We start from the raw sequence: 19414 nt of genomic DNA, 5'->3' as shown, positions 1-19414 counted from the left end.
ATGAAGCTGGCGGGCAGGGTGGTCATCATCACAGGCGGCGGCTCCGGGATCGGCCGGGCCAGCGCCGTTCTGTTCGCCCGCGAAGGCGCTCTTGTTGCGCTGGTCGATCGCGATGCTGACGGTGCGGCCGAAACGCTGGCCATGCTTCGGGAACAGGGTGGCAGCGGCAGCGTCCATGTCGGTGATGTCGGCGACGCCAATTTTGCAGGCGCAACCGTCGAAAGTGTCGCAACAAGCCGCGGCAGGCTCGACGTGCTGATGACGTCTGCCGGCTTCTCCTGCGGCGGCACGGTGATCACGACTTCGCCAACGGATTGGGACGCGGTGTTCCGCGCCAACGTCGGCGGCACCTGGTTGTGGGCGCGAGCGGCCGTGCCGATCATGCAGCGGCAAGGCAGGGGCGCCATCGTCACGCTGGCGTCGCAGCTGGCGATCGCCGGCGGCAAGGGCAACAGCGCCTATATTGCTGCCAAGGGGGCGATTGTCAGCCTGACCCGCACCATGGCGGTCGATTTCGCCGCCGATGGCATCCGCGTCAACGCGTTGGCACCCGGCGCGATCGACACGCCGCTGCTGCGCCGCAGTTTTGCGCGCCATGCCGATCCCGAGCCGGTGCGCGAAGCTTCGCGGCAGCGCCACGCCATGAGGCGATTCGGCCGCGCCGACGAAGTGGCCGCGGCCGCGCTCTATCTCGCCAGTGACGATTCCTCCTTCGTCACTGGTACGGTGCTTCCAGTCGATGGCGGGTGGCTCGCAGCATGAGTGATGGTCTTGCAGCACTCGCGGTTCAGGTCCGCGCCGATCTTGCCAAGACGGCGCATCCGAGCATGCCCTGGCTGGCGCCGATGATTGCTCCCGATGGCAGCCGCGCTCTGGATGTGCTGATTGTTGGGGCCGGTCAATCGGGTCTTGCGACGGCTTTCGGCCTGCAGCGCTCACAGGTCACCAACATCCTCGTGCTCGACAAGGCGGATGAGACCTTCGAAGGCCCGTGGCTGACCTATGCGCGGATGCCGACCCTGCGCAGTCCGAAGGATTACACCGGCCCTGATCTCGACGTGCCGAGCCTGACTTATCAGGCCTGGCATGAGGCCAAGTTCGGCATGCAGAGCTGGCGCGACCTTGGTCTGATCCCGCGCGAATATTGGGCGGCCTATTTGTCGTGGTATCGCGAGGTGCTTGATCTACCGGTGCGCAACGGCTGCGAGGTTACCGATATCGCACCCGGGATCAACGACCTGCTGCAGGCCACAGTGAAGACCGCTCGTGGCGAGGAGGTGCTTTACGCCCGCAAGATCGTGCTCGCGACGGGACAGGAAGGCATGGGCGATTGGGGCATTCCCGAACCGTTGCAGCATCTGCCGGCGTCGCGATGCGTCACCTGCACGGCGCCGACGGATTTCACCGCGCTGCACGACAAGCGAGTCGCGGTGATCGGCGCGGGCGCCTCGGCCTTCGATAGCGCAGCGACGGCACTCGAGGCAGGTGCGGGCGCCGTGCATTTGCTCTGCCGGCGCGCTGCGATCCAGCTGGTGCAGCCCTATCGATGGCTGACCTTCCGCGGCTTCCTCAGGCATTTCTCCGAGCTCGACGATTCCTGGCGCTGGCGCTTCATGCGTGCGATCCTCGAGCTGCGCGAGGGATTTCCGCAAGCCACCTATGATCGCTGCGCCCAACATGCGACATTCCATCTGCACGAGGGCGCACCGGTCGAGCAAGCGCGGGAGACCGTTGACGGCGTGCTGCTGCGCACGCCACGTGGCGAGATCGCGGTCGATTTCGTCATCTGCGCCACCGGCGTCATGATGGATTTCGCCGGTTGCCCCGAACTGAAGCGTTGCGCCGATAACATCGCGCGCTGGGCCGACTGCTACACGCCGCCGGCGCAGGAGCAGAGCCCGCGGCTTGGCGCCTTTCCCTATCTGTCGGACGATTATGCCTTCTGCGAGCGCGCGGCGGGGCGAACGCCGTGGATCTCCGACATTCACCTGTTCGCCATCGCCTCGACCATGAGCTTTGGTCCGTCCGGCTCCTCGATCAATGCGATGACGACGGCGGTGCCGAAGCTGGTCCACGGCCTCACGCGCGGCCTGTTCCGCGCCGATATCGACAAGCACTGGGCGGCATTCCAGGCCTATGACGTGCCTCAGGCTGTAATCCGGCGCACGCGGGCGGCTGCGGCGGGGGACGCGTGATGACGGCCAGCAAACGAGCCCCTCCCGATTCATTCCGCTGCGACGAAGACGCATGCCAAACTGCCCGTTTCTGGCACATGATTTGCTGCCATGTCGGACGTGCGCGGCCTAACAAAGGACAGAGGCGATGTACCCCGTGATTTCCAGGCATCTGATTTCGGCGTCCGCCGTTCTTCTTTCGGTGACATTGATTGCGCCCGCGGCCCATGCGCAGAGCCGCGCTGAGACCTTGCGCTACGTGACGGCGGCAACGGTCAACACGCTCGATCCCAACATTCCCGGCTCGACCCGCGAAGCCTTCGCGCTCAGCATGAGCAGCTATGACCGGCTGGTGTCGTTCGGCCGCAAGCAACTCAACGGAAGATGGGTGTTCGATCTCGATACCATCAATGGCGAGCTCGCGGAGTCCTTCAGCATCAGCCCCGATGGCTTGAAGCTCACCTTTAAGCTCCGCCCCGATGCCAAGTTCCATGACGGCTCGCCGGTCACTGCAGAAGACGTGAAATGGTCGCTCGACCGCTGCGTTACCGCGCCGGTGCTCGGCAAGGCGCAATTGCTGACGGGCTCGATGACCAGCGCGGACCAGTTCAAGGTGATCGATCCCCTGACCTTTGAAGTGACATTGCCGCGGCCCGACAAGCTGGCGCTGCCGAACCTTGCGACGGTCTATCCCATCATCATCAATTCCAAGCTCGCCAAGTCGCATGCGACGCCTGAGGATCCCTGGGCGCTGAGCTGGCTGAAGGAGAACGAGGCGGGCAGCGGCGCCTATGTCGTCGAAACCTTCAAGCCGGGCGAGCAGGCGATCGCAAAGCGCAACGAGGCCTGGAATCGCGGCTCGTCGGACAAGCCGGCCTCCTTCAAGCGGCTGATTATCCAGTCGGTACCCGAGCCGGCGACGCGCGCCAATCTGGTCGAACGCGGCGACGCCGACCTCGTGATCGACCTGCAGGCCAGCGACGTGCAGGCGCTGGAAGCCAAAGGCAAGCTGAAGGTGATTTCGACGCCGCAATACAATGCGGTGACCTTCATCTCGATGAACAACAAGATCCCACCGTTCGACAACGTCAACGTCCGCCGGGCAGTCGCCGCGGCGCTACCCTATGATGACATGTTCAAGGCGGCGCTGTTCGGCCGTGGTGCGCCCCTGTTCGGTGCCAGCTGGGCCGACGGCAAGCCACCGAGCGGCGGCTATCCGATTCCGCAACCGGTCAAGCTCGATCTGGAGAAGGCGCGGGCCTATCTGAAGGAGGCTGGCGTGCCCGAAGGTTTTGCCACGACCTTCAGCTTCAACGTCGGCCAGGCCTCGACTGCCGAGCCGATGGCCGCCCTGGTTAAGGAATCGCTGGAGAAGATCGGTATCAAGGTCGATATCCAGAAGCTGCCGGACGCGCAGATGTCGACCTCGATCAATGAGAAGAAGCTGCCCTTCTTCACCGAAGGCATCGTCGCCTGGTTGCCGTCGACCGATTATTTCTACCGCAACTTCTACACCGGCACTCAGCGCTGGAACTATTCTTCTACGGACAATGCCGAGTTGGAGAGGATTGCTCAGGCGGCGCGCTTCGAGCCGGACAAGGCGAAGTACGAGGCGGAAGGCAAGGAGCTCAACGCCATCCATTTCGAGCAAATGTTCCAGGTCCCGCTCTGGCAGCCTGCGCAGGATGCGGTGATGGCCGCCAAGCTCGACGGCTATGTCTACCAATTCACCCGGCAGGTGGATTATCGTAACCTGAGCCGCAAATAGCAGCGGAGCTGGGAGCGCGGCGCAGCACCATGGGCACGATCAGTGCAACTTTGATCCGAGCCGGGCGGCGCTTTCTCTCGTCGCTGCCGGCGCTGTTCGGCGTGCTGGTCTTCACCTTCCTCCTGATGCGGGTGCTGCCAGGCGATCCCGCCGTGTTCTTTGCCTCCGGTCCCAGTGCCGGCAAGGAGGAGATCGAGATCGTCCGCAAGCAGCTCGGGCTGGACCGGTCATTGCCGGAGCAGCTCGGCATCTATCTCTACGATGTCGGCCGCGGCAATCTCGGCCGGTCCATGATGACGGGGCAGCCGGTTGCCAGGGACCTGCGGCAGCGGCTGCCGGCCTCGCTCGAGCTCACGCTGACCGCGCTCGTGATTGCGCTGATCGCGGCGGTGCCGCTCGGCGTGCTGGCGGCGCTGCGGCCGAACTCGCTGATCGATCACGGCGTACGGCTGTTCTGCTCGCTCGGTGTCTGCGTGCCGACCTTCGTCTCCGGACTGCTACTGATCTATGTGTTCTACTATCTGCTGGGCCTTGCCCCCGATCCGACGGGACGGATCGACATCTTCGCCTCGGTGCCGCCGGCGCGCACCGGCTTCCTGATGGTGGATTTCCTGCTCGCGGGTGACTTCGAGGGCTGGTGGGCCGCGGCGCGTCAGTTGATGCTGCCGGCCTTAACGATGGCGCTGTTCGTGATCGCGCCGCTCGCCCGTATCACCCGCGCCTCGATGCTGGTGTCGCTCGGCAGCGATTTCGTGCGTACCGCGCGCTCGATCGGCCTGTCGCGCTGGCAGATCGTGGTGACCTATGCGCTGCGGAATGCAATGCTGCCCGTGATCACCATCGCCGGCATCGTGTTCTCGACCATGCTCGGTGCCAATGTGCTGGTCGAGAAAGTGTTCTCCTGGCCGGGTGTTGCGTCCTACGCGCTCGATGCACTGTTGGTCTCCGACTATGCGCCGGTGCAGGGCTTTGTGCTGCTGATGGCCAGCATCTTCGTCGTGGTCAATCTGCTGGTCGATGTGCTCTACGGCATCGCCGATCCCAGGGCCACGGTCGCATGAGCCTGATAGGAACATCGTCGGGGCTGCGTCACACCATGTGGGTGCTGCGCGGCAATCTCGTCACCGCGACCGCCGCCGCGGGGGCGATATTGCTGGCGCTGATCGCGATCTTCGGTCCCATGCTGGTGCCGTATGACCCCGTCGCTTCGGACGTGCCGCGCGCGCTGCAGCCGCCGAGCGCGCTCCACTGGGCCGGCACCGACCAGCTCGGCCGCGATGTCTTCAGCCGATTGATCGTCGCCACGCGGCTCGATCTCGCCATTGCCGTGACGGCTGTCAGCGTGTCCTTCGTGATCGGCGCGGTGATCGGCTCGCTCTGCGGCTATGTCGGCGGCAAGCTCGATCATGCGATTGGCCGGTTCGTCGACGTGCTGATGGCTTTTCCGCTGTTCGTGCTCGCCATGGCCATGGTCGCCGCGCTCGGCAACCGGGTCGAGAATATCGTCATCGCGACCGCGATCATCAATCTGCCGTTCTACATCCGCTTCGCTCGCGCGGAGGTCAATATCCGCCGCAATCTTGGTTGGGTCGAGGCCGCACGTGCCTGCGGTGACGGGCATGTCTCCGTCGTGCTGCGCTTCCTGCTACCCAACGTGCTGCCGGCGATGGCAGTGCAGATGTCGCTCAATCTCGGCTGGGCGATCCTCAATGCCGCGGGCCTCTCCTTCATCGGCCTGGGCGTCAAGCCGCCGACGCCGGAGTGGGGCATCATGGTCGCCGAGGGCGCGCGCTTCATCTCGACGGGCCGCTGGTGGCTGGTGTCGTTTCCGGGGCTGGCCCTGATGCTGACCGTGCTCTGCTTCAATCTTCTCGGCGACGGATTGCGCGATATCCTCGATCCGCGCATGCGCACATGATGTCGCCACTGCTCGAAATCGACAATCTCGGCGTGACGTTCTCGACCCGACGCGGGCTCGTCGAGGCGCTGCGGGGCGTCTCACTGTCGCTGCAGCCGGGTGAAATGCTCGGCCTCGTCGGCGAGAGCGGGTCCGGCAAATCCGTGACCGGATTCGCCGTCACGGGCCTGCTCGACAAAGCGGGCCGCATCACGGCCGGTCGTGTCAAGTTCAAGGGTCAGGACATCACGCGCGCGTCGGGAGCGGAACTCCGCAACTTGCACGGCGCCAACATGGCGATGATCTTTCAGAATCCGCGCGCCGCGCTCAATCCGATCCGCGCCGTCGGTGCCCAGATCTCCGATGCCATCCTTTCGCATCGGCGGCTCTCGAAGCAGGAGGCGCGGTCCGAGGCGCTGAAGCTGTTGCACGCGGTGCAGATCCGCGATCCGGAGCGACGGCTGGACGCCTATCCGCACGAGCTCTCCGGCGGGATGTGCCAGCGCGTGATGATCGCGATCGCGATTTCCTGCAATCCATCGCTTCTGATTGCCGACGAGCCGACCACCGGCCTCGATGTCACGACACAGAAGGTGGTCATGGACCTCTTGGCGCGCGTCGTCGCCGAGCGCGGCATGACGACAATCCTCATTACCCACGACCTTGGTCTCGCGGCACACTATTGCCGACGCGTGGTGGTGATGGAGCAGGGGCGGCTCGTGGAAGAGGGCGCGCCACAGACATTGTTTCGGGCGCCGCAGCACGCCTATACCAAGCGACTGGTGGCGTCATCGCCGACCGCGACATCGCGTGTCGGCGACCTCGTGCCGGCTGACCAGGCTCCGTCGGTTGTCGAGGTGAAGGAGCGGCCGACGCCCGCGCCCGGCACACCGCCGCTGCTCGACGTCCAGCACATCGTCAAGCGTTTTGACGATGGCGCCGCCGCAGTGGCGGATTTCTCGATGACCATGACGGCAGGCGAGAGTGTCGGCCTGGTCGGTGAGTCCGGCTCCGGCAAGAGCACCACCGCGCGCATGATCTGCCGGCTGATCGATCCGAGCGAGGGCGATATCCTGTTCGACGGCTATTCGATCGCAAAGCTGCCAGCGCGCGATTTTCATCGCTCGTCGCTACGCAAGGAGATCCAGATCGTCTTTCAGGATCCGCATGAGAGCCTCAATCCGCGCTTTACCGCGTTCGACTGCATTGCCCATCCGCTGCTGCGGCTCGCCGGCCTGCGCCCCGGCGACGCTCTGCGTTCCCGGGTCGAGGAGTGCGCCGACCGCGTCGGTCTGCCGCGCGAGTTGTTGTCACGCTTCCCGCATCAATTGTCGGGTGGCCAGAAGGCGCGTATCGGCATTGCCCGCGCCATTGCGTGCCGGCCGCGTTTGCTGGTGCTCGATGAGCCCACTGCGGCGCTCGATGTCTCGGTGCAGGCCGTGGTGCTGCAGCTGCTCGACCGGCTTCGGCGCGAGGACAATCTCGCCTTCCTGTTCGTTAGTCACGATCTCAACGTGGTGCGCATGATGTGCAGCCGTACCATCGTGCTGCGCGCCGGCGGTATCGTCGAGCAGGGCGAGAGCCTCGCTCTGTTTACCAATCCGCAGACTGATTACACGCGCGAGCTGATCGAGGCTATTCCACACATTGGTTCGCCTGCTTCGCTTCTGCCCGCCTGATTTCGCGATCTCGGTGCCCGTTGATGGGGCTGGCGCTCACCCGACCGGGACGCGCATCGACGGTACGCGGTTCGTTGAGGTCGCCGCTTCGATCAGCCATGGCTTGCGCAGCCTGCTGGTCTTCAATCGAGCCAGACGGTGATCAGAGACGCACTGGCTTGGGTATCCCGTGCGTGCGATACCTCGTTGCTCGGGGCTTTTGCGTGCGCGGCGACGAGGCTGACCGCCGTCTTTCTACCGAGCGCCGTGCTTCCGCTCTTCGTACTCTCTCCCGGAGCCGCTTCAACTGGCCCAGCAGGCTAACGAGTTCGATCGTTGTGTGACGCAGAACAGCCAGGCTACAAACTCCACTACTCACTACCACACCCCCAAACAGGCCTTGCCGAATCCGTGACGGGAAGCTCGAAATTGTGATGACGTGCCAATCACGTCTAAGCGATGCATCCTCGAGCCGTCCGTTCGCTTTACGACGATACGCGGAAATATTTTCTAGCGTTCTGGTGCGCTGCAACAGAAATGCCTGTCTCGAAAAAGGAGAATTTGGACGCACTCTTTGAAACGGCCTCGGCATTTGAAACGGCCTCGGCATTTGCATCAGCACGAGGGAGCCGCGCCAAGGATATCCGTGGTCCGAACGACTGGCTCTTCGACCCAGGCCTCGCGAGCGAACCAGTTGTGATCGGCCTGGCAAGTCGGGCAACGCGTATTGCCGAAAAACACGATGCTGCGCAGGAAAGTCTCTCGATCGGATTTGATGCCGGTGGGAATCGCGCGACCGGTTTTCGGACACTTGACCATAATCATACCCATGTGAGCCTCCCTGAAACATCTGCCGAATAAAAGGGGCCGGTCGGCCGGAGTGCGCTCTCGTCGGTGCGGGTTTACTTGGGGGGGCATCGCACCTGGGTCGATGTTCGAGCAAAGGGCAACTTGCTCGTGACGGCGCTTCTCCAACCGACCGGATTCTTGCTGGGCGAATTCTCGGGATACTGCCGGCTTTGGCCCGGCAGGCCCCATGAAATGAGGCTTCGATCTCAACCGAAAGCTTCTGGGGGGCCCCTCACAATTATCGCGGAATATTCCGCTCGCAACGATGCCAATGTCTTCCTCTTGTCGGACAGGTCGGACAACCGGATCACTGGTCTCACTCCCCCCTCACGCAGTTCGTTAATATTTTCGGCGCTTCATTTAATGTGCAATTAAACTCTCGTTGTCGGTCCGGTTTGCGACTCTCGACCGATTTATTTTGCCCGGCCTTCGGCGGGATGTCATCTTGGAAAAACGTCGGGCCCCCCTCGCACATTCAGTCATTTCCTCACTACCGGGTCGCCGGGATTTGACTTGGTAACGGGCAGTTGTGCGCGGTTCAAATGTGAAATAAATTTTGATTATAGGGCGGTCTGTAAATATCGTTGTTAATTGTTGCCGATGACGTAAGCTAAGCTCGTCCAGGTTTTCGTTCGGCTGGAGGAGACAATGTGGGATTTGACTCTTGGCGAGTACGACCTTTTCCCCGATGCGCCGCAATTGGCCCAGATGCGCGCGGAATTGGTGGGCATTGGCGAGAAGGAGCGCATTCTGCGAGAACGCAGTGCCAATCGTGAAGCCTATCGGTACCTCCTGGATGCTCATCGGTTGAGCGCGAGCGAGCGTTCTTTGAGAGCAGGTGTTGAACATTTCTCCGCAGTGAGGGGGCAGGGCGGCCAGCTGTGGAATGACTGACCGGATTGTCGTTTCGAAACGAGACCGATTAGGTGACTTGTGCCCGGCAGACCGCCGTGCCGCCGACGGGTCAGATCGAACTTGGTAGGCTGCCGAGGGCCGCGAGCATCCCAGACGCATCGTCGTCTCGTGCTACAGGACGAGGCAGATTTCGTTACATTGGTTGGAGCCGTGCTGGAAAAATCGTCGGCAGAGATGGTGCTGAGGCCGGCTTCGGATGCAGTGTTCGCGCTGCTGGACGGTCGATCGATGCTCTTCAGCGAAGCAGGGCAAAAGATCTTTGAACTGGACCGAGTAGGGGCATTCATTTGGTGCAAGTTGGCGCAAGGCGCCTCTCTGGAAGACACCTATCAGGGGCTTGAGACGCTAGGCATTGACGAGCACACCGCACGCCAGTTCACGCGACAGGTTGTAAATGTATGGATCGACCGGGCGTTGCTCGAAGTCGATTGGCGAATGCCGACCGATTGTGCTTATGCCTTCTCAGCGATCCTAGGTCGGCACAGAATAGGTGTCCGGGCTGCAAATCGGGACCTCTTGAGACAGCTGCTTTCGCTATTTTGTGTTTCGGACCAGAGCGCCGGCGGCGGCGACGATATTGAGATCGAGGCAATGATGCTCGACGAGCAAGTATTCTTGCGCGGAGAGGATTCCAGCATCTCCAGATGTCAAGTCGAAGCACTGGCCCCCACGATCAAAGCCCACATCACCGAGCGACTTATTCGAAGCAATCGTTGGACCTTCTCCCTTCATGCCGCTTCCCTCGTGAAAGACGGTATGGGCCTATTGTTGTGCGGCCAACCGGGAGCTGGAAAGTCTACCCTTACACTGCAGCTGGCGGACGCCGGGCTTCGGTATGCCGGGGATGATGTTGCGCTGGTTGGAGCTGACGGAACGATTTGCGGCATCCCGTTTGCTCTCACCTTGAAGGAGGGGTCGTGGGACTTGCTCTCGCGACTACATGGGGACCGGTACGACGCGACGCATTGTCGCTCCGACGGCGTTCGGGTGCGGTACGTGCCCATTCCGGATGCGCACCAGGAATGCTTTTCCGCAAGCTGGATCATCTTCTTGAACCGTGTAGCGAGCGGTCCGGGCGAATTGACCGTGATAGATCAGCTGGATTCGATGAAGCGGCTCATCGAGAATGCATTTGCTGCTGACGGAAGACTTTCGCAGGCCGGCTTTTTCGCTTTGAAGCGGATCGTCGCTGGCGCGCGATCGTTTCAGTTGACCTACAGCGAGGCTGTGGAGGCTCGGCGCGTGCTTATGGATCTATGCAATGGCAGGGCATAGCACGGCGCTGACGAGCCTCTGCAATTGCTTGCAAGGCATGCCGCCTGTCGACGTCGAGTGGACGTCCGTAATCGGGCTCGCAAACCAGACTCTGACGACGCCGGCGCTCATCGATTTTGCCGACAAATTTGCAGAGATCCTGCCGGAGGACGTCTGCGGATATATTCGCCAGATCCACAGCCGAAACGTGCTGCGTAACAATCGGCTCGTCGCTCAACTCGAAGAAGCCGTCATTGCGATGAACGGCCTGGGAATTACGCCGATCATGCTCAAGGGGGCATCGACGCTGGCGACCGCGCCCAAGGAGCGACGAGGCGTTCGGTTAATGTCTGACCTGGATATTATGGTTATGCCGGACGAAGCCAAAATGGCAGTCTCCGCTCTATGCGCAATTGGTTACGATATCGACTATCAAACCCCTCCCGAAAGCCCGAGATGGCACGTCGAGCTGAATCGGCCGCAGGATGTCGGGACCATCGACCTGCAGCAGGCAGCTCCAGGCCCTGCGTACCTCTACCAGAGCGTCGGGCATCCGCTGAACCATTGTGTCCCCGCGCCGCTGGGACGCGGGCGCCTGTATATCCCCACCCCTACTTACCGGGCGCTTATGTTGATCATCCATGATCAATTTCAAGACTATGGTTATTGGCTCGGCGATCTCGACCTGCGTCACCTTGTTGAATTACGTGATCTAAGCAATTCTGCCGAGGGCCTCGATTGGAAAGAGCTTACCTCTCTTGTCTCGGGCGAATTGATGAAGAACGCGGTTGAAACCCAGCTGTTCGCTCTTGCTGAGCTACTTGACGTCGAGATTCCACAAGAGTTGCGCTCTCGGCTGATTCCCCGTCTGCAGTTCATGCGACAGTTGATGCAAGCACGATTTCCGGCCACGCGTGTGCCCTTCCTCGCAATGACGATGCTGGATCTCGGAAACTACCGGAAGATGGTAAATGGCACCATTCAGCCCGCCGCGCGCCGGCGTGGATTGTGGTCCTTGCCGAGGACGGGAACCCTGCAGTTTCTGTTGAAGGCGGCCGTCGCGGTGCGCGCAGGGAAGGCCTAAACCACAAGCTCCTTCGTTAGGCGGCAGATCCCATGCGGAAGCTTTCAAATAGCCGCGTTCTGAGCGAACGCCAGCTTCCGGATCCGTGGATCTAGCGATTTCTCGCATGCAGGCATTTGCAGTGGCAGGGCTATCAATGCTCCTGACCACCAGCATTCTGGTTGGAGGCTTCACCGTTCTCGTGAATCCTGAACTCCTCCAGCGTGTGCCCTGATTGTAGCGCGGCGACCAGCCAGCGCGGCTGTTTGCCACGCCCGGACCAAGTCTCTGTCGGTTTGAGGGGGTTGAAGTATTTCGGTACGACCTTTGGGTATTTGCGGCGGGGAGGCTGACCTAGGCCCGTCTCTGCCGCCCCGCTCTCGGGCCCACCGACTTGTTCCGGTTGATTGAGTTGCGCCAGGCGCTTCTCCAACTCCCGCTTTTCGGCCGTGATCTTTTCAGCGAGAATCTTTGTTAGCTCCTCGTGGAGGAGCCATAGTTCTTCAAAATCCATGGCTTCGAGATCTTGCCTGCGCATAGCATTCTCGTCACCGTTCGACCCCATCCTCCGACTACCTTGTCATCTCCACTCCGAATATCGCTTTCGAGTGCTGCATATAGCGTAGGTCCAAGGTTGGGTCTTTCAAATTGACGCGACAATAAATAAATAATATATTATTTAATATTTATTGCGAGGATTATTTTCATCGTTTTAATGACAGGCGAGGCAGCCTTGCTGCAAGTCCGAAGAGAAACATTGGATGTTATCGATTGCCCTCTGGGGCGCCTTCAGGCGGCGGTCGGCCAGTTCATCGCTCCCTCGGCTGGATTGACCGATATCCAGGCTTTGAAGCTACAAATCCAGTTGCGACGGCTCGCGCTGAGGGATATCGCAGTCATAAGCTTCCGGTTGCAGCGGGTTGATGGCCGTATTTCATCAAGGACGAAGCAAGGCAGTCTCGCGCGCCGATCATATTTGCCGAGAGTGCGGCGTCGCAGATTGATCGCGCGGCCAGCTGGATGTGCCATTCCTAGCTGAAGTCGAGATGTCGGTGCACGCAAGGCGCGTGGTATTAGCTGTGGGCCGCTATTAATTGGGCGAATAGTTCATTTTTTTGTCTTGATTAGAACCGACGACACAGTTATGTGGAGCACGAACTTACCGTTCGGTTCCACATATTTTTTGTTTAAGCTTGTCATTTGGTTCTTGATTACCCGGCCGGGACAATATTAAATGGGCGCAACTACAGGATGCTAACATGTCGACCAAGAAGCTCGAACTAGAAGCGATGTCCCTCGACGATCTATGGTCGCTTCACGAGGAAATTAGCGGCATTTTGTCGGATCGGATCAAGGCGGAAAAGCAGGAACTGGAGAAGCGCCTGGCGGTTCTCGGCGGCGGGATGGCTGCGCTAGCCGAAACAGGCGGGGCGGGCGTCTCCCCGACCGGCAAGCAGAGGCGCAAATATCCGCGCGTGCTGCCGAAATATCGCAATCCCCAGACTTCTGAAACTTGGTCAGGACGTGGCAAGCAGCCGCGGTGGTTGGTTGCTGCCATGAAATCCGGCCGTCGGATCGAGGAGTTTCGCATAGGGGGAGCAGGTCCGAAGCTTCGGCAGAGGGCGTGAAGCGGCGCTACGCCAGCAGGCTGGCGTAGCTTGGCGCTTTGAGCGGAGATCGAGCCTAGTAGGCGTTGCGGCCCCGCAATACTTCCATCGGAGTTCGCAACAGGATTGCGAGATCCAGCCGAAGACTCCAATTGTCGATGTACCAGAGATCGTACTGTACACGTGCTTCGATCATGGAGGCCGTGGGAGTTGCGCCGCGGCAGCCGTGGATCTGGGCCCATCCGGTCAGTCCTGGCGTGACCCTGCGGCGAAACGCGTAATTTCGCACGAGCTTGTCAAACTGTCCGTCGTGGGCCAAGGCGTGGGGACGCGGTCCCACCAGCGACATGTTGCCCTCGAGCACATTGAGCAGTTGCGGCAGTTCGTCGAAACTAGTTCGACGCAGCCATTTGCCCACGCGGGTGATGCGTTGGTCGAGGGGGGTGGCCTGAACGATCACACTGCCGTCCTCGAGCACATGCATGGTCCGAAATTTGCGGATCAAGAATGTCCGACCATTAAAACCACAGCGTTGTTGTCGGAAGAATACGGGGCCGCGAGAATCAAGCTTGATTGCGACCGCAGCCAGCGCAAGCAGTGGTGCAGATATAGCCAGGGCGAACCCCGCGCCAAGAATATCGATAATTCGCTTGGTCGCGCACTCAAACGGCGCAAGGGGGCCGCGCTGCAATTCTACGCAAACGGCACTTCCAAGGCTCCGCGTAGGATGCCGAAGCAATTCGGATGTTGTGCCGACCGGCACGAATATGATCGGAAACGGCAATACCCGCAACTCCGCAATGAATGCCCGAAGCTCGGGCCATCGCTCCGGGCCGGCTTCGACCACCACCTGGTCGAGTTGGGCGTTGCGAATATGGTCGATTACGCGAGACGTGAGCCGCCTGCGGCCGGCGGGACCGAACCCAGTCGGCGGCAGGCTGAACCGTCCCTCGACGCAATAACCGTGCATGGCCAAGGTTTCCGGCAGGCCCGCGTTCTTCGAAAGCGGCTGGTCGGTAATTAGAATGATATTCGTGCTGGCGAATCTTCTTTCGCTCAGACCTCTTACCAACAGCGACCTGACACCCCATCGCTCGGCGACAAGAAGTCCCAAGCCCAGGATGGCGAAGAGTGGGCCGGCTTCCTGAGAAGCGCCCGGGCGAATTGCAAAGCCGTACGCGGCCCAGATCAAGAGCAGCAATGACGCCCATGTCACACAGACGGCCCGAACCTGGTTCTTGAGGACGAGGAGCTCAATCGGGCGATAAAGGCCTTGAGCCTTCAGCACGGAGGCCACGCAAGCTGCGCTGACCAGCGCCACGCCAAATGCGTTGCCATGGCTTCCCTCAGCTTGCCCGCTTTGGAGCCGGTACAGCAACGTGGAGATCGCGCTTGCAAACAAAATCGTCGCGACATCGGCGCAGAGGGCAACATGTTCGATCCAGTCATAACGGAGGGGCCATTTATGCCTGGGGAACACCGGTGGCTCGAGGCTGACACGAGCCGTATCGTTTCGATCGGGAAAGTGTCGGTTCACGAAATTCATGGCGGCACCTGAGAGCGGCATTTAATGTATTATTAATTTATTGAATATATCAAGATAAAACTAGCAATTTAAATGTTGCCATTTGCCGCTTTTGTCCCGTACGCAGGCGGCCTGCTTATTGCATCGGAACAAGCTTGGGAACTACCGCGGCCCTCGGCCGGGGACCCGGTTCGGCAGAGGCAAATCCGATCCGGGCGAAGGAATCGGGATTTCCTTGCGCATGCTTTGAAGAGCTGCTGCTGAATCCCATTCCGATATCAGACTATCCACAAGGGTCTTCCCATTAGCCGACGCCGATTGATAAGCAGCAATGAGAGCGGGTCGGAGAGTGGGCTGCGTAGCAAAGGCAATCTTGACGTCGCGCTGCACCAGTTCACGCAATTCGGGCTCGCTGACGACCGAGGCCTCGCCGAGAGCGAGCGTCAGTCGTAGCGGAAGCAGGGGCAAATCGTTTGGGGCTGTGTAGTACGAGAGTTTCAGCAAGGCCGCGACGTCGTATTCGACCGATCTTTGCTCCCTCGACACTGCCGCAAGCATGAGCCAAAGATCTCCTCGTAATGGCGAGGACCGCAGTGCCTGTGCCAGTACAGTCGGCGCGGCAGGATGGACTCCGAACTCCGGTCTTGAGGCTGCCGCTCCATTGGCCGCCGGTTGTGGGGTGGGAGCGAGTCTGCCAGACCGCAAATCGCCATCACTGCGCAGTGAATTCGGCGGTGGCACCCTCAGAAGCGCTTGGCGTGACCCATCATTGGCGGCGAGCGCTTCAACCGGCAGGCCGCCAGGATACGACGGCTGAGCGAGCAGCCAGACCGTTTGCGCGATCAGCGCGACTGCAATGGAGCCCAATCCAATACGCATCGCTACATTGCCGATCCCATCTGAGCGTCTTGACGCGCATGCTGGACCTGGACTATCCGGTCCACCTATGGGCCGCGTTGAACGCGACTGCACGGTCGCAGCGCCTGTATCACGCTGGCGTTGACCGACCGCAAGTCCGAACAGCGCTGCAGCCAGCAGCGATGCGCCGAACTCGAGAATGCCGTCCTCGACCAAGGCCAGCATAACCAACGAAGCCGCAGCGCCGGCGCCAGCGGCCGCGTAGACGTAGTCATGCCTTCGCCGCAGGGAGCATCTGAGCAAAGCCCCGGCGCCAAGTACCGCAACGATCAACACGCCGTACAGAAAGGGGCGGCCCATCTCGATTGCGATGGCCGCGGCAGCCGTCGGGTGCTCTCGTGACAACGGCGCGGCAATATCGCGATGGATTGGTAGCAATGCTGCGTAGGTTCCCGCGCCGGAGCCGGCATAGCGGGCATCCTGCAACATCCGCTCGGTCGCCCCCGGGGTGTGCTCGGCCAGGGCGACTGTCAGATCGGCATTAGGCCGAATTGGCACGAGGGTGAAGGCCGCCAGAAACAACACTGCAGCCGTGGCCAGGACGCTCGCGATACCCCAAACTCCAGAGAACCAGTTCTGGATCGCGAACGCGGCGAGCACGATCCCCACTCCGAGCAATGCCGCTGTGGCAGTTCCCGTCCCGTCTCCGCTGACGAGGATTGCCGACAGACAGAGAAACGTTGCGAGGATTGCGAACGGCAGGGTCGTCGCTATTCGAAACAAGCGTTGCTTGACACGGCGGCGGTCCTCGAATGCACGGGCCATCATCGCTACGGACAGCACCAGCCCTAGCACAGCCGGGACTGCGCCGGTCACGGCGAGGATGGCAGTACCGCCGCGCGAGAAACCGTTCGATCCGATCGTCTGCCGCAACAGCAGGTACGCACTGACGACCGTCGCGATCGAGACCAGCATGGAGAGCAGTTGCCACGCGCGCTGTCGGTCCAGCGCGACGATGGCCGTGATGAGCGCGAGGGCGACGGCAGCATTATAGTGCAGGAATGCCTGCACAGTTGCATGGATGTCCACCGTGAGCCGTTCAGCGAGCGGGGCATTCAATGCGGCCGACGCGGTTTCCCATATCGGATTGCCGATTCCGCGGATCGGCATTGGAACGAGTTGGAAGGCCATGTAGATCGCCGGTACGGCGAGAATGAGGATGAGAAAGAATCCCGACCGTCGTACCAGACTCGCGATTGCTGAGGATGAGGCGAAGACTGCGGCTGCCAGCACCGCGGTCGCGAGGAGAGCAGAGCATAGAGCTCGTTGCAGCGAGATCTCGGGCATTGCGAACGCTGCAGCGACGGACGCAACGAGTGCCAGCATCAGGAACCTGACGAGCATACTAAGTCACCTCTCTGGCGTGGCGTTCCTCCGGATGCTCAGATCGGCAGACCGTCCAATGCGCAAATCGTGATGGTGCATTGCGCCAGGCCGCTCAGGAGCTCGAAAGGCCATAACGAACGTAGTGACTGTCGTCGTAATAGTCGCTTCGCTGGGTGTCGTAGCGCGCCATCGCCTTGATGTCCGTCTTGTTCAGGACAGCGCCGATCAGCGAGTCCGAGATCGTCGGGGCGGTGTGCAGTGCATGCTGAACGACCTCGATCTTGGTGCGTCCCCATTCGACGACGAGAACGTAACAATCAATGAGAGGCGCTGTCACCCGCACGTCGACAAGCGGACTCAGCGGAGGAAGATCGACAATAACGTAATCATAGCTTTGTCGCAGTCGATCAAAGAGCTTGCATATCGAGCTGTCGGACAGAAGTTCGCTCGAGTGAAGCACGGGGCCGCGTTGAACGGCCGGAAGAACGGCAAGATTTGTCCTCGGATCCCGCCAGACGACCTCCTCGAGTGGGCGATCGCCGTTCATGACCTCAATAATGCCATCCACTGCCTTCGGGACGACACGGGCCGAGAGCGATGGATTCCGGAGATCGCAGTCCACTATGATGACCTTCTTCCCGCTGTGTCCGATGAGCTGCGCCACGGAAGCAGCAATCGTGGTCTTGCCCTCATTTGGGAGAGCTGACGTCACGCCAATCACCTGGTTGGGGGTTTTCGCCGGGCTATGATCGATTGCAATCTTGATCGCACGGATGGCCTCCGTGTACCGAGAGAGAGGCATGCCTACGACGGCGCGATGAATGTCCGGAGCGGCCGAAAGTATTCGCTGGTTCGAGTCTTCCTGCGTCTGTTGAAGCCGCGCCGACGGCCTCTGCTGCTTGGGCAAGGTCAGGATCGGAACGAGAGAGAGGCACGGCAGTTCCAGCGCAGCCTCGAGTTGGGAAGACGTACGGAAAACGCGGTCCATTACGTCTCTCACGAAACCGAGGAGTAGTCCCAGCGCGAGGCCACCCAGAAGACCGAAACTCAGCACGACCTTCGTCTTGGGTTTGCTCTTGGTTTGAGCGGCGGAGGCGGGGAAGATGACCCGGGTTTCCGAGATAGGGAAGGTCTCCTGCTGCGTCGAGCCCATGTACTGCTGAAGGAAGGTGTCGTAGAGGGCCCGCAGGCTTTTCGCCCGACTTTCCAAATCTCTTATCGTCAGCTCTGCCGAGTTCGTGAGGCGCGACTGCGCGATGGCCACGGACAGACGTTTTTCGATCTCTTGCTGCCGCTGCTTGGCGAGTTCGGCTTCGCTGCGGCTGATCTCAGAAAGTCTCTTAACCTCGTCTAGAATGGAAACGCGAAATTCACGGAGCCTGTTTCGGACGTTAACGACCGCCAGATGGTCGCGCCCGACGCGTGCCGATAACTCGGCCTCACGCCTGGCAAGTTCGAGATATTGCTGGCGTAGAGACGTAATGATGGGACTGTTCATCGCGTCGGAGCCGATGGCGTCCAGATTGCCGATCGAGGCTGGTTTTGTCGGATCGGCGCCGAGGAGAGTTTCGTAGCGCGACAGCTTGGCCGCAGCCTCCGAACTCTGCGCGCGGGCGGTAGCCAGCCGAGTGTTGAGTTCGGTGATCTGCTGCTCGTCGATCGGCTTTCCCCCCGGCGAAACGATGTTGTTCTGAGATTTGTAAGCCTCGACGGCGCGTTCGGCAGTCAGCGCCTCCTCACCGAGGTTTCGTAAGCGTTCCCGCAGCCAGCTTGTTGCAGTTCGGCTGGCTTCAAACTTCGCCTCGAGCTGATCGTTGATGTAGGCTTTGGCAATCGCGTTCGCGATTTCCGCGGCTAGCGCTGGGTCGCTCGAGGTGAAGGCGACTTCAATAACGTGACTATAGCCAACCCGACCTGCAGATAGGCGATCCAGAAAGCTCGCAATGATGGCTTCTGAGGGCTGCTCTGGCGTGGCAGATTGCGCAGCTTCCGACGGATTCGATCGCCATCGTCGAAGCCAACTCAATAGCCAGGACTGCAGCGGCCGGGTCTCTCTGAAATCCGGATGATCGCCCAATTTCAACAGCTTGATCACGGCCGCAGCGGTTGCCTGCGACTTGATGATCTGCAACTGCGTTTCGATCTGAGTGACGTCGACGATCGGTTCGGAGAGAAGCGATTGCTTCTGGAGGAATTGTGCCCTTGGATTTTCGAACAGGACCTGAACCTGCGCCGTATAGGCCGGCGAGACCAGTCGGAGGTATATGAGGCTGACGGCACCTGCCAGGACGATGGTGAAAATGATGACGAGGTATTGCCGCCGTATAAAGACCAGCGCCAATTTAATGAGCTCGCCGATGCCCGCGGCGTCTTGGCGATCCGACTGCATCGGCATGGCGGAGGGCAGGCGTGCCCCATCGGTCTGGAGCGTATTGGTCTGAAGCATCGGACAATTTTCTC

At 60.8% G+C, this 19414-nt stretch carries 15 protein-coding genes; 10 read left to right on the top strand and 5 right to left on the bottom strand.

Annotation, left to right across the window (positions count from 1 at the left end):
* The 6 genes from IVA79_RS16790 (at position 1) to IVA79_RS16765 (ending at position 7518) form a co-directional block, all read left to right on the top strand.
* A complete protein-coding gene (locus IVA79_RS16790) occupies positions 1–762 on the top strand; it encodes an SDR family oxidoreductase (RefSeq protein WP_346658184.1) in 762 nt (253 codons plus the stop codon).
* A complete protein-coding gene (locus IVA79_RS16785; protein WP_247554551.1) occupies positions 759–2195 on the top strand; it encodes an NAD(P)/FAD-dependent oxidoreductase in 1437 nt (478 codons plus the stop codon). The genes IVA79_RS16790 and IVA79_RS16785 overlap by 4 nt, the downstream gene beginning before the upstream one ends.
* Before the next feature lie 127 nt (positions 2196–2322).
* A complete protein-coding gene (locus tag IVA79_RS16780; RefSeq protein WP_247554549.1) occupies positions 2323–3942 on the top strand; it encodes an ABC transporter substrate-binding protein in 1620 nt (539 codons plus the stop codon).
* Positions 3943–3971: 29 nt separating this feature from the next.
* On the top strand, positions 3972–5003 hold the full coding sequence (locus IVA79_RS16775) for an ABC transporter permease (protein ID WP_247554547.1): 1032 nt from the start codon (positions 3972–3974) through the stop codon (positions 5001–5003).
* The gene (locus IVA79_RS16770; RefSeq protein WP_247554545.1) at positions 5000–5860 is read left to right on the top strand and encodes an ABC transporter permease; all 861 of its coding nucleotides are present in this window, start codon (positions 5000–5002) and stop codon (positions 5858–5860) included. Before IVA79_RS16775 ends, IVA79_RS16770 begins: the two co-directional genes overlap by 4 nt.
* The gene (locus tag IVA79_RS16765; protein WP_247554543.1) at positions 5857–7518 is read left to right on the top strand and encodes an ABC transporter ATP-binding protein; all 1662 of its coding nucleotides are present in this window, start codon (positions 5857–5859) and stop codon (positions 7516–7518) included. The genes IVA79_RS16770 and IVA79_RS16765 overlap by 4 nt, the downstream gene beginning before the upstream one ends.
* A gap of 594 nt (positions 7519–8112) precedes the next feature.
* Here the strand turns inward: IVA79_RS16765 and IVA79_RS16760 are convergent.
* On the bottom strand, positions 8113–8328 hold the full coding sequence (locus IVA79_RS16760) for a hypothetical protein (protein WP_247554541.1): 216 nt from the start codon (positions 8326–8328) through the stop codon (positions 8113–8115).
* Positions 8329–8994: 666 nt separating this feature from the next.
* On the opposite strand from IVA79_RS16760, the gene IVA79_RS16755 reads away from it, so the two are divergent.
* The 3 genes from IVA79_RS16755 (at position 8995) to IVA79_RS16745 (ending at position 11599) form a co-directional block, all read left to right on the top strand.
* Positions 8995–9240 carry a hypothetical protein gene (locus IVA79_RS16755; protein WP_247554539.1) on the top strand — a complete coding sequence of 82 codons (246 nt, stop codon included), beginning with the start codon at positions 8995–8997 and terminating at the stop codon, positions 9238–9240.
* Positions 9241–9411: 171 nt separating this feature from the next.
* The gene (locus IVA79_RS16750; RefSeq protein WP_247554537.1) at positions 9412–10536 is read left to right on the top strand and encodes a serine/threonine protein kinase; all 1125 of its coding nucleotides are present in this window, start codon (positions 9412–9414) and stop codon (positions 10534–10536) included.
* Complete coding sequence (locus IVA79_RS16745) at positions 10523–11599, top strand: nucleotidyltransferase family protein (RefSeq protein ID WP_247554534.1); 1077 nt, start codon at positions 10523–10525, stop codon at positions 11597–11599. Before IVA79_RS16750 ends, IVA79_RS16745 begins: the two co-directional genes overlap by 14 nt.
* 133 nt (positions 11600–11732) lie before the next feature.
* Here the strand turns inward: IVA79_RS16745 and IVA79_RS16740 are convergent, their stop codons facing one another.
* Complete coding sequence (locus IVA79_RS16740; RefSeq protein ID WP_247554532.1) at positions 11733–12116, bottom strand: H-NS histone family protein; 384 nt, start codon at positions 12114–12116, stop codon at positions 11733–11735.
* Between the two features lie 721 nt (positions 12117–12837).
* Between IVA79_RS16740 and IVA79_RS16735 the strand changes: the two genes are divergently transcribed.
* The gene (locus IVA79_RS16735) at positions 12838–13206 is read left to right on the top strand and encodes an H-NS histone family protein (RefSeq protein ID WP_247554530.1); all 369 of its coding nucleotides are present in this window, start codon (positions 12838–12840) and stop codon (positions 13204–13206) included.
* 55 nt (positions 13207–13261) lie between these two features.
* Here the strand turns inward: IVA79_RS16735 and IVA79_RS16730 are convergent, their stop codons facing one another.
* From IVA79_RS16730 to IVA79_RS16720, 3 genes are all read right to left on the bottom strand, one after another.
* Positions 13262–14731, bottom strand: a complete 1470-nt coding sequence (locus tag IVA79_RS16730; protein WP_247554529.1) for an exopolysaccharide biosynthesis polyprenyl glycosylphosphotransferase — start codon at positions 14729–14731, stop codon at positions 13262–13264.
* Positions 14732–14872: 141 nt separating this feature from the next.
* Complete coding sequence (locus IVA79_RS16725) at positions 14873–16972, bottom strand: hypothetical protein (protein ID WP_247554527.1); 2100 nt, start codon at positions 16970–16972, stop codon at positions 14873–14875.
* Between the two features lie 94 nt (positions 16973–17066).
* Entirely contained in the window at positions 17067–19400 is a 2334-nt protein-coding gene (locus IVA79_RS16720; RefSeq protein ID WP_247554525.1) for an AAA family ATPase, read from the bottom strand.
* Between the last annotated feature and the right edge of the window lie 14 nt (positions 19401–19414).

This window comes from Bradyrhizobium sp. 138, assembly GCF_023074075.1.
GTDB lineage: Bacteria > Pseudomonadota > Alphaproteobacteria > Rhizobiales > Xanthobacteraceae > Bradyrhizobium.
The sequence above is the reverse complement of the archived record's forward strand: the minus strand, read 5'-3'. Positions and strand labels throughout refer to the sequence as shown.

Excerpts from the sequence above, each read along its gene's own strand:
- IVA79_RS16790 (WP_346658184.1), top strand. The coding sequence starts at position 1 with ATGAAGCTGGCGGGCAGGGTGGTCATCATCACAGGCGGCGGCTCCGGG.
- IVA79_RS16785 (WP_247554551.1), top strand. The coding sequence starts at position 759 with ATGAGTGATGGTCTTGCAGCACTCGCGGTTCAGGTCCGCGCCGATCTT.
- IVA79_RS16780 (WP_247554549.1), top strand. The coding sequence starts at position 2,323 with ATGTACCCCGTGATTTCCAGGCATCTGATTTCGGCGTCCGCCGTTCTT.
- IVA79_RS16775 (WP_247554547.1), top strand. The coding sequence starts at position 3,972 with ATGGGCACGATCAGTGCAACTTTGATCCGAGCCGGGCGGCGCTTTCTC.
- IVA79_RS16770 (WP_247554545.1), top strand. The coding sequence starts at position 5,000 with ATGAGCCTGATAGGAACATCGTCGGGGCTGCGTCACACCATGTGGGTG.
- IVA79_RS16765 (WP_247554543.1), top strand. The coding sequence starts at position 5,857 with ATGATGTCGCCACTGCTCGAAATCGACAATCTCGGCGTGACGTTCTCG.
- IVA79_RS16760 (WP_247554541.1), bottom strand. The coding sequence starts at position 8,328 with ATGGGTATGATTATGGTCAAGTGTCCGAAAACCGGTCGCGCGATTCCC.
- IVA79_RS16755 (WP_247554539.1), top strand. The coding sequence starts at position 8,995 with ATGTGGGATTTGACTCTTGGCGAGTACGACCTTTTCCCCGATGCGCCG.
- IVA79_RS16745 (WP_247554534.1), top strand. The coding sequence starts at position 10,523 with ATGGCAGGGCATAGCACGGCGCTGACGAGCCTCTGCAATTGCTTGCAA.
- IVA79_RS16740 (WP_247554532.1), bottom strand. The coding sequence starts at position 12,116 with ATGCGCAGGCAAGATCTCGAAGCCATGGATTTTGAAGAACTATGGCTC.
- IVA79_RS16735 (WP_247554530.1), top strand. The coding sequence starts at position 12,838 with ATGTCGACCAAGAAGCTCGAACTAGAAGCGATGTCCCTCGACGATCTA.
- IVA79_RS16730 (WP_247554529.1), bottom strand. The coding sequence starts at position 14,731 with ATGAATTTCGTGAACCGACACTTTCCCGATCGAAACGATACGGCTCGT.
- IVA79_RS16725 (WP_247554527.1), bottom strand. The coding sequence starts at position 16,972 with ATGCTCGTCAGGTTCCTGATGCTGGCACTCGTTGCGTCCGTCGCTGCA.
- IVA79_RS16720 (WP_247554525.1), bottom strand. The coding sequence starts at position 19,400 with ATGCTTCAGACCAATACGCTCCAGACCGATGGGGCACGCCTGCCCTCC.